Below are 13,681 nucleotides of genomic sequence, written 5' to 3'. Positions count from 1 at the left end.
GGACGGGCCGCTCCCCGCCCCGGACGGTCCCTGTCACAAAGTCGGAAGCGCGGGGGCCCGGCTCGGCGTGGGACAATCGTCCTGGCTCACGGTACGGGGGGTTTCTCGACGGGTCCCCGGAATGCATGTCACTAGCGAGCAGGAGACAGAGCGGGATGCGCATCGGAATTCTCACCGCAGGCGGCGACTGCCCAGGCCTGAACGCTGTGATCCGCTCGGTCGTGCACCGCGCCGTGGTGGGGCACGGCGATGAGGTCATCGGCTTCGAGGACGGCTTCAAGGGCCTGCTGGACGGCCACTTCCGGCCCCTCGACCTGAACGCGGTCAGCGGCATCCTGGCCCGCGGCGGCACGATCCTCGGCTCGGCACGCCTGGAGCGCGACCGGTTGCGCGAGGCCGCCGAGAACTGCGCGGAACTGTCCCACCGTTACGGCATCGACGCGCTGATCCCGATCGGCGGCGAGGGCACGCTCACCGCGGCCCGCATGCTGTCCGACGCCGGGATGCCCGTCGTGGGCGTCCCGAAGACCATCGACAACGACATCTCCGCCACCGACCGGACCTTCGGCTTCGACACCGCCGTCGGCGTCGCGACCGAGGCCATAGACCGGCTCAAGACCACTGCCGAATCGCACCAGCGGGTCATGGTCGTCGAGGTCATGGGCCGCCACGCGGGCTGGATCGCGCTGGAGTCCGGCATGGCCGGCGGTGCCCACGGCATCTGCCTGCCCGAGCGGCCCTTCCAGGTCGACGACCTGGTCAAGATGGTCGAGGAACGCTTCGCGCGCGGCAAGAAGTTCGCCGTCATCTGCGTCGCCGAGGGCGCACACCCGGCCGAGGGCTCCATGGCGTACGCCAAGGGCGAGATCGACCAGTTCGGCCACGAGCGCTTCCAGGGCATCGGCAACCGGCTGGCCGCCGAGTTGGAACGGCGGCTCGGCAAGGAGGCCCGGCCGGTCATTCTCGGCCATGTGCAGCGCGGTGGCACACCGACCGCGTACGACCGCGTGCTCGCGACCCGCTTCGGGTGGAACGCCGTGGAGGCCGTGCACCGCGGTGACTTCGGGCGGATGACGGCCCTGCGCGGGACCGAGATCGTGATGGCCCCGCTGGCCGACGCCGTGGCCCGGCTGAAGACGGTTCCCAGCGACCGGATGTACGAGGCCGAGTCGGTCTTCTGAGGCCCCGCCCGACAGCAGACGCGGCCCCGGCCGTCCCTTCGCGGACGGCCGGGGCCGCTGCCGTTGTCCTCGCGCTTCAGATACCCGCCGTCCGCCAGAACTCCTCGACCACCCGGTCCAGGAACTTCCGCCCCGCGTCGCCCGTCGTCCCGGCCCGGTCCCGGGCTGTCGGGTTCCAGCCCGAAGCCGAGACCATCAGGGCCTGGTAGTCGGCGTGCAACTGCTCCAGCACGTCCTGGACCAGGACCCGGTCCAGCGGTACGAGCTTGTCCACCGGCCGTACGTACGCCTGCCAGCGGGTCGTGACCGCCTTGCTCAGCAGGTCCGCCAGCTCCTCGTTCCGGCCGGTCGCCGTCAGGAACTGCGCCGCCGACATGCCCAGCGCCCGGCGGAGCGCCGTGGCCTGGCGCTCGTTGCCGCGCCAACGGCCGGACTCCTCGATCCGCTGATACGCGGCGGCCGTCATCCCGAGCGTCCGCGCCAGGTCCTCCACCGCCATGTCCCGGGCCAGCCGGTGCTCGCGCAAGGTGCTGGCAGCGGTCAGCAGTTCGCCGGGCGCGCACCACAACACACCGGCCAGTGCTTTCAGTTCGCGTTCGCCGGGCAGGGCCGTGCCGCGTTCCCAGGCCATGACGGTCTCAGTGGTGACGGTCAGTCCGTACTGGGCGCCGAGCCCGTACGCAACATGTCCGGGAGCCATTCCCAGCGCCTCGCGGAGACGGCGTGCGGCGGGGGCGTCGAAGGGGGGTGTGGGGTGCACGGCCCCACCGTAGAAGCCAGAGAACGGCCTGGCTACAGGCTGTTCCTCACAGTTCACCCTTCGTACGATCCTCCTAGGGAGCCCGCCCCGGTGGGGACCCGGTCCATCAGCGAGTTTCGGCCACCCAGTGATAGTGCAGCTCGGGCCGGCCGACCTGACCGTAGCTCGGCCGCCGTGCGGCCCGGCCCGCCGTCACCAGGTGCTCCAGATAGCGGCGGGCGGTGATCCGGGAGATCCCCAGCTCTTCCCCGGCGGCCGCCGCGGTCACCCCGTCCCGAGCCTCCCGCAGAGCCCTCGTCACCGCTTCCAGCGTCGGACCGCTCAGGCCCTTGGGCAGCGTGGCCGGGTCCGAGACCCGCAGCGCGCCCAGCGCCCGGTCCACCTCCTCCTGACCGCTGGCCTCACCGGCCGCCGCCCGGAACTCGGCGTACCGCACGAGCCGGTCCCGGAGCGTGGGATACGTGAACGGCTTCAGCACGTACTGCACGACGCCGAGCGATACCCCCTCCCGCACCACCGCCAGATCACGCGCCGACGTCACCGCGATGACGTCCGCGCCGTGCCCCGCCGCCCGCAGCGAGCGCAGCAGCTGCAGACCGTGCCCGTCGGGCAGATAGAGGTCGAGCAGCAACAGATCCACCTCCGTCCGGTCCAGCGCCCGTACGGCCTCCGCCCGGGAGTGGGCGACAGCGGCGACCTCGAAGCCCGGCACCCGGCCCACGTACAGCTGGTGGGCGTCCGCGGCCACCGGATCGTCCTCCACGACCAGTACCCGGATCACGGTGCGACCACCTCCGGCCTGGCCGTACGGCCGGCGAGCGGCAGTCGCACCGTGAACTCCGCGCCGCCGTCCGGCGCCCGGCCCAGCGTCACCGTCCCGCCGTTGCGGTGGGCCGCCTGCCGTACGAGCGCCAGGCCCAGGCCCCGGCCCGCGCCGTGGGTCGTCCAGCCACGCCGGAACACCTCGTCCGCGTCGTCCGGGCCGATCCCGGCCCCGGTGTCCGCCACCCGCAGCAGCAGCTCGCCGGACTCCGTCCGCGCGGTCACCGTGACCAGGGCCCGCGGCGCGGTGCGCTGTGCGGGGACGGGGTCGGCGGCGTCGCCCGTCGCCGTCTCCGACGCCGCGTCCACCGCGTTGTCGATCAGATTGCCGAGGATCGTCACCAGGTCCCGCGGCGCCAGCGAGCGCGGCAGAGCCCCGTCGTCGATCAGGCTGTCCTCGGCGAGTACCAGCTCCACCCCACGCTCGTTGGCCTGCGCCGCCTTGCCGAGCAGCAGGGCGGCGAGCACCGGCTCGGCCACCGCGTCCACGACCCGGTCGGTGAGGGCCTGTGCCAGCTCCAGCTCCGCCGTCGCGAAATCCACCGCCTCCGCGACCCGGCCCAGCTCGATCAGCGACACCACGGTGTGCAGCCGGTTCGCCGCCTCGTGCGCCTGCGAGCGCAGCGCCTGGGTGAACCCGCGCTCCGAGTCGAGCTCGCCCGACAGCGCCTGCAGCTCCGTGTGGTCCCGCAGTGTCACGACCGTGCCGCGCCGCTCGCCGCCGACCACCGGGCTCGTGTTGACGACGATCACCCGGTCCGCCGTCAGGTGGACCTCGTCCACCCGCGGCTCGGACGCCAGGAGCGCCCCGGTCAGCGGCGCCGGCAGCGCCAGTTCGTCGACCCGGAGGCCGACCGCCCCCGGCGCCAGCCCCAGCAGCTCCCGGCCCGCGTCGTTGATCAGCGCGACCCGGCGCTGCCCGTCCAGCATGAGCAGCCCCTCGCGCACCGCGTGCAGCGTGGCCTCGTGGTAGGTGTGCTTCCGGCTCAGCTCCCGGGCGTTCATCCCGTGGGTGTGCCGCCGCAGTCTGGCGTTGATCACGTACGTCCCGAGCGCGCCGAGCGCGAGGGCGGCACCCGCCGCCGTCCCCAGGGCGCCGAGCTGCTCACGTACCTGGGTGGACACCCGCTCGACGGTGATGCCCGCGCTGACCAGGCCGACGATCCTGCCCCCGTCCTCGACCGGGGTGACGACCCGTATCGAGGGGCCGAGCGTGCCCGTGTAGGTCTCCTCGAACGTCTCGCCGAGCAGCGCGCGCTCGGTGTGGCCGATGAATCTCCTGCCGATCTGGGCGGGATCGGGGTGGGTCCAGCGGACCCCCTTCGGATTCATGATCGTGACGAAGGCTACCCCGGTGTCCTCGCGGACCTGTTCCGCGTACGGCTGGAGTACGGCGGACGGGTCCGGGGTACGGATCGCCTCCCGCACGGACGGCGATCCGGCCATGGCGAGGGCGGTCGCCCGCACCTGGCGGGCCGCGGTCTCCTCCGCCTGGGACCTGCCGGAGGCGTACGCGAAGAAGGCGCACCCGGCCACGACCGCGGCCACGAGCAGGGCCTGCATCGCGAACAGCTGTCCGGCCAGGCTGCGGGGGCGGGTACGGGGCAGGCGCATGCATAACAGTCTGCCTGGCGGGGAGCGAAGGCCCAAAGTGGCTTGAAAGCGTCCGTGAACGATATGAACGCAAGGGTGACGCCCATCATAGGGAAGTGAATAGTCACCGGGGCCCCCAGGGACGGGGAGCCGCCGCATACCCGAGGAGACCCCCGTGGCAGAGAAAGCCGCACGACGGGACCGCACCCACTACCTCTATATCGCCGTGATCGCCGCCGTGGTGCTGGGCATCACGGTGGGCCTGGTGGTTCCCGACTTCGCCGTCGAGCTCAAGCCGATCGGCACAGGCTTCGTCAACCTCATCAAGATGATGATCTCGCCGATCATCTTCTGCACGATCGTGCTGGGAGTCGGCTCCGTACGGAAGGCCGCCAAGGTCGGCGCCGTCGGCGGCCTGGCCCTCGGTTACTTCCTGGTGATGTCGACCGTCGCCCTGGCCATCGGCCTGGTCGTCGGCAACCTCCTGGAGCCCGGTTCCAGCCTTCACCTCACCGAGGCGGCCCGCGCCGCGGGTGAGAAGCAGGCCTCGGGGGCGAGCGAGTCCACCGTGGACTTCCTGCTCGGCATCATCCCCACCACCATGGTGTCGGCCTTCACCGAGGGCGAGGTCCTGCAGACCCTGCTGATCGCCCTGCTCGCGGGCTTCGCGCTCCAGGCCATGGGCTCGGCCGGCGAGCCGGTGCTGCGTGGCATCGGCCACATCCAGCGCCTCGTCTTCCGTATCCTCGCCATGATCATGTGGGTGGCCCCGGTCGGCGCGTTCGGCGCGATGGCGGCGGTGGTCGGCGAAACCGGTGTGGACGCGCTGAAGTCGCTCGCGATCATCATGATCGGCTTCTACGTGACCTGCGCGCTCTTCGTGTTCCTGATCCTGGGCGCGATCCTGCGCCTGGTGGCCGGGGTCAACATCTTCACGCTGCTGAAGTACCTTGGCCGTGAGTTCCTGCTGATTCTCTCCACCTCCTCGTCCGAGTCGGCCCTGCCGCGGCTGATCGCGAAGATGGAGCACATGGGTGTCAGCAAGCCCGTCGTCGGCATCACGGTGCCGACCGGCTACTCCTTCAACCTCGACGGCACCGCGATCTACCTCACGATGGCCTCGCTCTTCATCGCCAACGCGACGGGTGACCCGCTGACCATCGGCGAGCAGATCTCGCTGCTGGTCTTCATGGTGATCGCCTCGAAGGGCGCGGCGGGCGTCACCGGCGCCGGTCTGGCCACCCTCGCGGGCGGCCTCCAGTCGCACCGGCCCGAGCTGGTCGACGGTGTCGGCCTGATCGTCGGCATCGACCGCTTCATGAGCGAGGCCCGCGCCCTGACGAACTTCGCGGGCAACGCGGTCGCCACGGTGCTGGTCGGCACCTGGACCAAGGAGATCGACCGGGAGCGGGTGGACCAGGTCCTCTCCGGCGCCCTCCCGTTCGACGAGAAGACGATGACGGACGACGCCCATGGGGGCGAGCCGCACGTCCCGGCCTCGCGGGACGGCGACGGCGACGCCGCCGTCGACGAGAAGTCGTCGCTGACGAAGGTGTAAGCAGGCGTAAGGACACCAGGCAGGCGAGTGCGGCCGGTACGGGAGCCCCCGTACCGGCCGCACTCATGTGGTGGGTCACCGGCGGGGAACACGGCCGGCCCGCTTGGTCGACAGGGACGAAGCATCGCGGGCTCCGGCCGACGCACGGGACCTGGCCGGAGCTCGGACGCTGTTCCGGGCGGTGCCTGGTCGTTCCCGGCTGCGGTGGGGCGTGCTCGGAGTCCTCGGGGTCGTGCTGACCCTGGTCGGGACCGGTCGGGGGTCGGGGGGTACGCGGCCGGGCGGAGCGCCCGGCGTTCGCTCGCGGCGGTGCCGCCGTGGCCCGTGGCCTGAGCCGGTGCCCCCGGGGCCGCGCAGAATGATCCGCGCCAGGCCACGCCGTCTGCGACCCGGCTGCCCGCCCCCACCCCGGCGGGAAGCCGGAGCCGGTCAGGCACCGGCCGACGGGATTTCCACCATCGGCCCGGAAGCCGGCCATGGGAGTGTGTTTCCCTTACGACCCCACGCGTGCGAGACGCGTTCGGTACTCGTCCGACCGAGGAGCGGAATGCACAGGAATCTGGCGGACACCGCCCGAGCCGCTCTGACGGCCGCGTCTGCGCCTGGCGCCGGCGGGCGCGAGGCCGTACCGGCGCACCGCCTCGATGGCGCCACCACCACTGTCGTCGTCGACACGTGCATACGGGGCGACCTCGGCTTCGCCCTGCTCCTCCACCGGCGCAAGGACGGTGCTGACGCCGAGGAGCTCTTCTTCGCGAGGCGCGAGGGCACAGGGGGCTGGGGGAGTGCGGAACACCTCTCGGGCAGCGGGGGGATACCGGACCTGACCGGGCCCGAGGAGGCCGCGGCCGTTCTGCGCGGCTGGTCTATGACCTTGCTCGGCGAATCCGAGACGCTTCTTCCCACCGGGCGGCCTCAGGCCGACGAGGGCTACGAATTGCTGCGCTTCCATGTGCTGCTGGTGGACGGGAGTGTCCGTCACCTCCAGGTCGAGGACACCTCGGCAGCAGCCCCGCCGGCGGCGTCCGGCCACGTCCGTAAGCCCTTGAGGTCCCAGATGGCTCTTCTCGCCCTGTTCCCCGAGGAGAGCGTCACCGTGCGCACGAGGGCGGACGCCGGGACCGGTGCCGGGTCTCTCGGTGAGCGGTTCGAGCTGACGGGCAGCGGCGCCGTGTCCGGCGCCTCCGGTTCGTAGAGCCCGGAGCCCGCCTCGCGTCGCCTTGCCTTCCATAGTCGGTTGACACTCGTTAATGCACCGTGGTTGACACCTGTCAAGCTGACGAGGAGTGCCATGACCCAGACCACGGTCATCACCGGAGGGAACTCAGGGATCGGTGAGGAGTTCGCCTGCCGTTTCGCGGAGGCCACGGACGAGGGCGCCGCCGCGGTCGCCCTGAACGTCACCGCCGTCGGCGACCTGTCGAAGGCGTTCTACCCGGACCTGCTCAGGACGGAGTCGGTCATGCTCGTCAACGTGGCCGACGTCGCGGGCCACGCCCCCTTCGCCGGTATGGCCGTCTACTCCGCGGCGAAGGCGTTCGTCATCACGCCCACCGAAGCGCTGTGGGCGGAAGCGCGGGGGAGCCGGCTGCGCGTGCCGTGCCTCTCGCCGGGGGCGACCACCAGTGAGTTCTTCGACATACCAGGTACGCCGACCAAGGGCATCGGCTTCCAGTCGCCCGCCCAAGGTGGTCGACACCGCCCTGCGCACCCTGGGAACCAGTGGTCCCTCCGGGTCCTGCCCCGGAGTCTCGCCGTGATCCTCGCCGCCCGCCAGGCCCCGGAACCGGCGGCGGGCCTGCTTGGCTGACGGTGCGGGACCGTCGTTGGGGGATCGCGGACACTCCGACGGGTCATTTGCCCCGTTTTGGCTGTCCGTAACTCCCCACCGACCCATGGGGGGGAGGCCGGGGGTGTCGCCAACCCCAAGACGATCGTGTACTTCGCTGCCGTACTGCCGCAGTTTCGTCGACCGCGCCCAGGGGCGCGTCCTGGCGCAGATGCTTCTAGGCGGCGTTTCGCCTGAGCGGTCAGTCTCGCTCCCGCCAGCTCGGCGGACGCTCAACGACTGATGGCGACTGACCAGGCGGGCCGGGACTTGGCTCACCTCCACACGGTTGCCGCCCGTGAACCGGTCGTCCCACAGATGGACTGGCTGCCGGAAGGTGTCCCCGCGGCCCGCCTGCTTTCGGCGGAGAACGATCCGAAGGTACGCCTCGTGGCGGCCCTGGCGCGCGCCACCATCGACTTCCTGAGCGGCCCGCAGCGCGAGCAGTTGCGCGCCTGCACCGCACCCCGCTGCGTGCGCTACTCCGTCAAAAGCCATGACCGACAGGAGTGGTGCAAGCCGTCATGCGGAAACCGTGCCCGCGCAGCTCGCCACTACCGGCGTCGACGCATGGTGACCGATGGCAGTCCCACCCCGTCCGACGGGTGCGGCGAGTGATCGATGCGCCTTGACGGCGCCGCTTTCGACACGTACGCGCGGTGGGAGTTCGAGCCGCGCGCCACCGCCGCCGCCATGGAGTGGGGGCGGCGGTGGCGGAGCCGTCAGTTGATCACCCGCAGGTGAGTCGGCCAGCCGATGCGGTTCAGGAGCCTGAACATCTTCGCGATGTCCGTCGGGTTGAGCTTCACACAGCCGTTGGACGCGTAGTCACTCGCGCCGTCCCAGCGGCGTGCCTCGGTCTTCCCCCGGCTGCCGTCCCGGTTCATCTCGGAGTGGATGAACATCTCCGTGCGCGTGGTGGTCTTCTTGGAGCACTTCATGTTCTCCAGCCACACGGCGTATCCCTTGATGAGCCGCCCGTTGTAGCGCGTGTCCTTGAGCTTGATCTTCCAGTTCCCGTTCGGCATCCAGCCCTGGTTGCGGACGCAGTCCTCCTTGTTCCGGTTTCCGTAACCGGACCCGGCCCGGTACGCGGCCTGGAGCTTTCCGCCCCGGTAGACGCGCAGCCGTGAGTCGGAGGGCGAACTCTGATTCTTGTCGAACACCAGAGTCGTCGCCGGCGCTGTGGCGGCGGCCTTCGTGCCCGGCGCCGGTGCGCCGACGGCGGCGGCCGGCGCCAGTGCGAGAGTGGCAGCCAGGGTTCCCACGGCCAGCACGCCGCTGATCACGCGCTTGCTCGACTCCATGTGCGTACCTCGCTTCGTTCCTGTGGCTTGATTCCCTCCGGGGTGGACGTGCGGATGCGTGGTCGTGCGGAAAGCGGACATGGAGAACTCCTCCGAGGAGAGATGACGGGACGCGCACCGGAAACGGAGAGCGGACGCAGGCTCTTCGATGCCCTCGACGAGGGCGGGCCGTCCGGCACCGCTGGGCGCATCACCAGACTGCCCCGCGGAGTACGGCGCGGAAAAGTGCGTTCGGCAGGCTGCGCAGGTGCATGGATGCAGCCCATGCACAGCGGCCCTGACCTGGTGTTATGACGTCATGCGGGAAGCGGCGGACGGCATGCGCCGGTACGGGCGCCAGCGCCTGCCCGCCGTGCTCACGCGGAGACGGAGGGCGAAGCGCTCGGGGACTTCTGGTAAGCGGGCGTGTCATCGGCCGGGCTCTGGGACATCAGCAGCGCCCGCCAGGTGGGCACGTCCACCGCACCGGTCACGGGAAGGCCGTGTCCCTGCTGGAAGAACCGCACGTTGGAAGCGGTCGTCGGGGTGAACGTCCCCGACACCTCCGTGCCGCCCTGGCCCGCGTTGTCCAGCAGTTCCTGCGCCGCCCTGACGGGGAATCCATTGGCGCCGATGTGGATCTCCACGACCAGAGCCGGCCAGGTGTCGTCTCCCACCTTGCCGTCGGGCGAGAGCTGATGTCTTTTCTGGAAGTCCATGACGGCCTCGTATGTCCTGTCTCCGAAGATGCCGTCCACCTCCAGCTCGTACCCCTGGTGCTTCAGCAGGTTCTGCACCGTGCGGCCCCAGGTGAACTGGTCCTCGTGCTTCTTCCGCTTCACCAGCGGCCACCGCTGGGGCCCGTGTGTCGTGTGGGCGGGACCAGCCCCCGTGCTCCCGCTCGCAGCGACCGTACGGTCCCCGGCGAACTGCCCCTGTACGACGGTCCCGGCGAGGAAGGACAGAACAGCCACCGCCACCACCACAGGCAGCGCCAACCGGGGGAGTGACCGGCCGGAGGCATCACCGCCACGCGCCTCCGCGACGGCCCTGTCGGCAGGTACGGGTGTGCTGCCGGCCGCCCGCTGGCGCCCCAGATCCTCGAGCGCGGCCCGGCACAGGGCGTGGGCCCGCTCCAACTCCTCTGCGGGGGCGCGTAGCTGGGCGTGCAGAGCCGCCACCACCTTCGGGGGAGCGGTGGACTGGTGATTCCGGTTCAGGTAGCGCGAGAGTGTCGTCTGGTCGATGCCCAGCCTCGACGCCAGCGCCTGCTGTGTCGGCCGCGTACCGCCGGACGCGTTTCCCGCCGCCTCCCACCACCTCCGGAGCAACTGCGCCAGCTGCACGCCCGGCGGCTCCTCCTGCTCCTGGCCACCTTGCTCGCTCGCCACGCGTGGTCCCCCCTCGTCCTCGTACGGAACAGCCGGCGGCACGGGACAACCGGGTGCCCAGGGCTCCATGCCTGATGGCATAACGGCTGGTCGACGGCGTGCGTAACGGCATACATGAACGCTTCGGCCGACAGCAGAGCAGATCGTAGCGACGGGGACGATGTGTCCGGCATGCTGACTTCGCCACCGAGCATCCGGTTCGGCGCTCTCGGCGCCCGGCGACCCAGCAGCTCAGCGGCACAGGTCGTCGCCGTCCGGCGCGCGGTGCGTCTCTCCGCCGCGTACACGTTCACCCGGACGAGTGGCGCGCGGGCTCGCGTCGTACGACCCGGCCCCCCTACTCATCCCCTGGAAGGACTCCGCATGTCCGTCGTCCGATTCACGCTCACCTCGGCGAGGAGCCGCATGGCCGGCCTGCGAAGGGCCGCCGTACGGATTGCCGTGGTGGCGGCGAGCACCGGAGTGGTGGTTACCGGCCTGACCGCGATGCCCTCGGAGGCGGCCCCGCCGGGCAGCTACCGCGTCAAGGGCGTCGACACCAGTCGCTACAGCCACCCCGGAGAACAGGCCATCGACTGGCGTGAAGTCCGCGCTGCCGGGCACTCGTTCATGATCGCCAAGGTCACCGAGGGCGCCACCGTGAGGGACAGCTGGTTCGCCCGCGATCTCGAAGATGCGAAGCGCGCGGGTCTCCTCCGGGGCGCCTACCACTTCTACGCCGGGACGCCGGGCACCGCTCAGGCCGAGAACTTCGTGAAGGCGATGAAGGGCGCGGGTTACACCGGGAAGGCCGCCGGTGAACTGCCGCCACGAGCGTGTTGATGCGGATCCCGTGCGCCGCGTACTCGGCCGCTGCTGCCCTGGTCATGCCGAGCACCGCGTCTACCGCTCGACGCGCCCGCGATCATGACGGTCTTGCCCGCCAACATCCCGCTTATCCCGCCCATCCCACTTCACTCGTCCTACTCACGTCACTCATGTGGCGAGTGCAACTCCTGAGGTCACGGCGACAACCCCCCCAGCACATGTCCGGGACGGGACCCGCAGGCGCGGTCACTGTGTTCTGTCGATCAGCAACTGCGAGCGAGCGGTGGCGAACATCCGCTGCTGTTCAGCCAGGCGGTTCGGCGTGGAGACGGTATCGAACAGCAGTTGGTAGACATGGCCCGACTCACCTGCGACGAAGACCTCCACCCGCTTACGGGGCTCGCTCTGCCGTACCCAGTGATAGTCGATCTCCAGCCACAGAGCCTCCTGGCCGTTCTGCCGAGTGGAATGTTCGGCCACCTTGAGATCGGCCATCGAGGATTCACCGGAGTCGTTGTACCAGGCGAGCTGTCCGGCAGCCGCTGCCTCGGCGGTCGGACCGTAGGAACTGTCTCGTTTGACGGTCATGGCATGAGTTTCGTCCTGTGAGCGCCACGCACTCTGAATGTCGCTGTTCCGCTTGCGCGTCCATCCGCCCGGGACGGCGAAGGCCGCCTTGAGTGCCGGCGCACTGACGACGCGCCAGCCCGGGGGAAGGGTGGCTGCGGGGGACGGTCCGGCCGAGCGCGACGCATGGGGAGTGGCGGACACGGCAGGGGAGTACGGGGAGTTCGTCATGGGTGGGGGCCCTGAGGAGGAGGCCGGTGCTTCCGCGTCCTCGGCGATGCTCCTGTTGACGGAGGAGCCGCCGACGGTCGGGACACCGAATACCGCCAGCAGTAGTCCGACGACCGCGGCGACGGCCGAGACCAGCGCCGCTGTTTCGCTGATCCGCCGGTCCTGCCGTGACCCGTCACCCGGACCGCTCACTTCTCTCCCCCCGGTGCGCGGAGCGCCGAGAAGGCCCCCGTCGGAGGTATTCAACCGGAGCGGCGTGGCGAACATAAGGGGCTTCCACGCTGATCCGCGGAGGGCCCGCACGATTGTGCGGACCCTCGCGCGGTCCACGGACAGCGCGGCCCGGGGCCTCAGTTCGCCGCCGGTTGCCGAGCCGGTGCGACCTCCAGGCCACCGCGGGTCCGCCGGCCCACGCGCGGGCCGGGGGCTGGCCGCAGCGGGGCCCTTGCGGAGCGAGCCTCGAAATGGAGCCATCGCGCTGTCACCGGTAGCGGACGAGCCCGGACGTATCGAAGGTCCATTTCGCGGCGGAGACCGTATCTCCGTACGAGTAAGGCAAGTTCGGCCCGTGCTCCGGGCGGGGGGCGGGGTGCCGCACCCCGTGGCCACACCCACGCAGCCGGGTCCGTCAGTGGCCGCCCAGTCCCGGCAGGCAGGTTCCGTCATTCGTGCGGCCGATGACCTCGGCTTCGGCCTGACCGGTGACGTGGACCGTCCCGTTCACGTTTCTCTCCGAGCGCGAGCGGTACGTCGCCGGGTACGTCGGCCATCTCCCCGACGGCGCGGCCATGGACATCAAGTCGCTGGCCAAGGACCTCCCGCTGTACGGCCAGATGGCCATCGGCACCGCCCTGCGCACCCTCGCGGTCGCCGGTCATCTCCGCCTCGTACGCTGCCGCGTCGAATCGCTCGGCCGGAGCCGTTGGGTGACGCGTACCTACTGGTCCCGCCGCGCCCACGACAACGAGTGGTGGGTCGCCCACCTTGCCGGGGAGGCGCCCGGGGCCTCGGACGCCCATGTCGGGCCGCCGATGCCCACGCCGCAGGAGGGGTCGCGTGGTCCCGCCGTGCCGCAGCTGAGGACATTGGCCGACCCCGCCCCGGACAGCGCCGCGCCCTCGCCCGCGTATCTCACCCGGCCCGGATCGGCCGCCTCGAACCCCGGCTGGCCCTCTCCGCCGGGGACTGTGCCGCGCTGGAGAGGCTCGCCGCGGGAGTGGTTCGCCCGTGGGGTGGACGCCGACTACCTCCTCCAGGCCCTCACCTCGGGGCTCCCGTCCCCGATCGGCTCGCCCGTCGGCTTCGTGCGCCGCCGCCTCATCGACAAACTCCCGCCCCGGCTGCCTGCCACCGCCCCCGCTGCGGGGCCGACCGCGCCGGACGTACGGCCTCTCCTGGTGGAGTGCGCCGAATGCGGCCGCCCCGGCCCCGCCGACGCGCTCCCGGACGGCCTCTGCCGCCTCTGCCGCGCCACTGTCCAGGCGGGGACGGCAGCCCCGGCGGAGGTGGTGGCCGAACTGCCCGGTGGACGGGACGTCCACGCGCTGGTGGGCAGCAGCCGCAACTGGTGCGGGCACCCTTACGCCTTCGGGCGGCAGCCGTCCGCCCCGGCCGAACCCGCAGGGATGCCCGTCGGTGCGCCTGACTAGGCTTTTCC

Annotated in this window: 11 protein-coding genes and 3 pseudogenes; 8 read left to right on the top strand and 6 right to left on the bottom strand. The window is 71.0% G+C overall.

Annotated features, from left to right (window positions below; translation table 11 throughout):
- Nucleotides 1-155 precede the first annotated feature (155 nt).
- A complete protein-coding gene (locus ACWD04_RS00435; protein ID WP_451126549.1) occupies nt 156-1,181 on the top strand; it encodes an ATP-dependent 6-phosphofructokinase in 1,026 nt (341 codons plus the stop codon).
- Nucleotides 1,182-1,257: 76 nt separating this feature from the next.
- Here ACWD04_RS00435 and ACWD04_RS00430 read toward each other — a convergent pair whose 3' ends face one another.
- The 3 genes from ACWD04_RS00430 to ACWD04_RS00420 all read right to left on the bottom strand — a co-directional run bounded on the left by ACWD04_RS00430 (nt 1,258) and on the right by ACWD04_RS00420 (nt 4,377).
- Nucleotides 1,258-1,881, bottom strand: a complete 624-nt coding sequence (locus ACWD04_RS00430) for an XRE family transcriptional regulator (RefSeq protein ID WP_451127412.1) — start codon at nt 1,879-1,881, stop codon at nt 1,258-1,260.
- A gap of 166 nt (nt 1,882-2,047) precedes the next feature.
- The gene (locus tag ACWD04_RS00425; RefSeq protein WP_451126547.1) at nt 2,048-2,722 is read right to left on the bottom strand and encodes a response regulator; all 675 of its coding nucleotides are present in this window, start codon (nt 2,720-2,722) and stop codon (nt 2,048-2,050) included.
- A complete protein-coding gene (locus ACWD04_RS00420) occupies nt 2,719-4,377 on the bottom strand; it encodes a sensor histidine kinase (protein ID WP_451126545.1) in 1,659 nt (552 codons plus the stop codon). The genes ACWD04_RS00425 and ACWD04_RS00420 overlap by 4 nt, the downstream gene beginning before the upstream one ends.
- A gap of 154 nt (nt 4,378-4,531) precedes the next feature.
- Here ACWD04_RS00420 and ACWD04_RS00415 point away from each other — a divergent pair, with 154 nt between their 5' ends.
- The 5 genes and pseudogenes from ACWD04_RS00415 to ACWD04_RS00395 form a co-directional block, all read left to right on the top strand.
- Nucleotides 4,532-5,914: a cation:dicarboxylate symporter family transporter gene (locus ACWD04_RS00415; protein WP_451126543.1), complete on the top strand. Its 1,383-nt coding sequence runs from the start codon at nt 4,532-4,534 to the stop codon at nt 5,912-5,914.
- A 547-nt stretch (nt 5,915-6,461) separates the two neighbouring features.
- The gene (locus tag ACWD04_RS00410; RefSeq protein WP_451126541.1) at nt 6,462-7,109 is read left to right on the top strand and encodes a hypothetical protein; all 648 of its coding nucleotides are present in this window, start codon (nt 6,462-6,464) and stop codon (nt 7,107-7,109) included.
- Nucleotides 7,110-7,205: 96 nt separating this feature from the next.
- Nucleotides 7,206-7,724, top strand: a complete 519-nt coding sequence (locus tag ACWD04_RS00405; protein ID WP_451126539.1) for an SDR family NAD(P)-dependent oxidoreductase — start codon at nt 7,206-7,208, stop codon at nt 7,722-7,724.
- Between the two features lie 90 nt (nt 7,725-7,814).
- Nucleotides 7,815-7,932 (top strand): annotated as a pseudogene (locus tag ACWD04_RS00400) (LysE family translocator); the annotation flags it as partial.
- Between the two features lie 11 nt (nt 7,933-7,943).
- A pseudogene (locus tag ACWD04_RS00395) lies at nt 7,944-8,360 on the top strand (CGNR zinc finger domain-containing protein); the annotation flags it as partial.
- A gap of 104 nt (nt 8,361-8,464) precedes the next feature.
- Here ACWD04_RS00395 and ACWD04_RS00390 read toward each other — a convergent pair.
- Together ACWD04_RS00390 and ACWD04_RS00385 are read right to left on the bottom strand one after the other, a co-directional pair.
- On the bottom strand, nt 8,465-9,049 hold the full coding sequence (locus ACWD04_RS00390) for a L,D-transpeptidase (RefSeq protein ID WP_451126537.1): 585 nt from the start codon (nt 9,047-9,049) through the stop codon (nt 8,465-8,467).
- Nucleotides 9,050-9,405: 356 nt separating this feature from the next.
- Nucleotides 9,406-10,419, bottom strand: a complete 1,014-nt coding sequence (locus ACWD04_RS00385) for a peptidoglycan-binding protein (protein ID WP_451126535.1) — start codon at nt 10,417-10,419, stop codon at nt 9,406-9,408.
- 363 nt (nt 10,420-10,782) lie between these two features.
- Here ACWD04_RS00385 and ACWD04_RS00380 point away from each other — a divergent pair, with 363 nt between their 5' ends.
- Nucleotides 10,783-11,241 carry a glycoside hydrolase family 25 protein gene (locus ACWD04_RS00380; protein WP_451126533.1) on the top strand — a complete coding sequence of 153 codons (459 nt, stop codon included), beginning with the start codon at nt 10,783-10,785 and terminating at the stop codon, nt 11,239-11,241.
- A gap of 231 nt (nt 11,242-11,472) precedes the next feature.
- Here the strand turns inward: ACWD04_RS00380 and ACWD04_RS00375 are convergent, their stop codons facing one another.
- Nucleotides 11,473-12,216, bottom strand: a complete 744-nt coding sequence (locus tag ACWD04_RS00375) for a hypothetical protein (RefSeq protein WP_451126531.1) — start codon at nt 12,214-12,216, stop codon at nt 11,473-11,475.
- A 527-nt stretch (nt 12,217-12,743) separates the two neighbouring features.
- On the opposite strand from ACWD04_RS00375, the pseudogene ACWD04_RS00370 reads away from it, so the two are divergent.
- Nucleotides 12,744-13,673, top strand: a pseudogene (locus ACWD04_RS00370) (MarR family transcriptional regulator); the annotation flags it as partial.
- Nucleotides 13,674-13,681: the final 8 nt, after the last annotated feature.

Source organism: Streptomyces sp. NPDC002911, assembly GCF_053591835.1.
Note: the sequence above shows the minus strand (reverse complement) of the source record. Positions and strands in the feature narration are given on the sequence as shown.

Coding starts and splice junctions, on each gene's coding strand:
- ACWD04_RS00435 (WP_451126549.1), top strand. CDS start 156: ATGCGCATCGGAATTCTCACCGCAGGCGGCGACTGCCCAGGCCTGAAC.
- ACWD04_RS00430 (WP_451127412.1), bottom strand. CDS start 1,881: ATGGCTCCCGGACATGTTGCGTACGGGCTCGGCGCCCAGTACGGACTG.
- ACWD04_RS00420 (WP_451126545.1), bottom strand. CDS start 4,377: ATGCGCCTGCCCCGTACCCGCCCCCGCAGCCTGGCCGGACAGCTGTTC.
- ACWD04_RS00410 (WP_451126541.1), top strand. CDS start 6,462: ATGCACAGGAATCTGGCGGACACCGCCCGAGCCGCTCTGACGGCCGCG.
- ACWD04_RS00405 (WP_451126539.1), top strand. CDS start 7,206: ATGACCCAGACCACGGTCATCACCGGAGGGAACTCAGGGATCGGTGAG.
- ACWD04_RS00390 (WP_451126537.1), bottom strand. CDS start 9,049: ATGGAGTCGAGCAAGCGCGTGATCAGCGGCGTGCTGGCCGTGGGAACC.
- ACWD04_RS00380 (WP_451126533.1), top strand. CDS start 10,783: ATGTCCGTCGTCCGATTCACGCTCACCTCGGCGAGGAGCCGCATGGCC.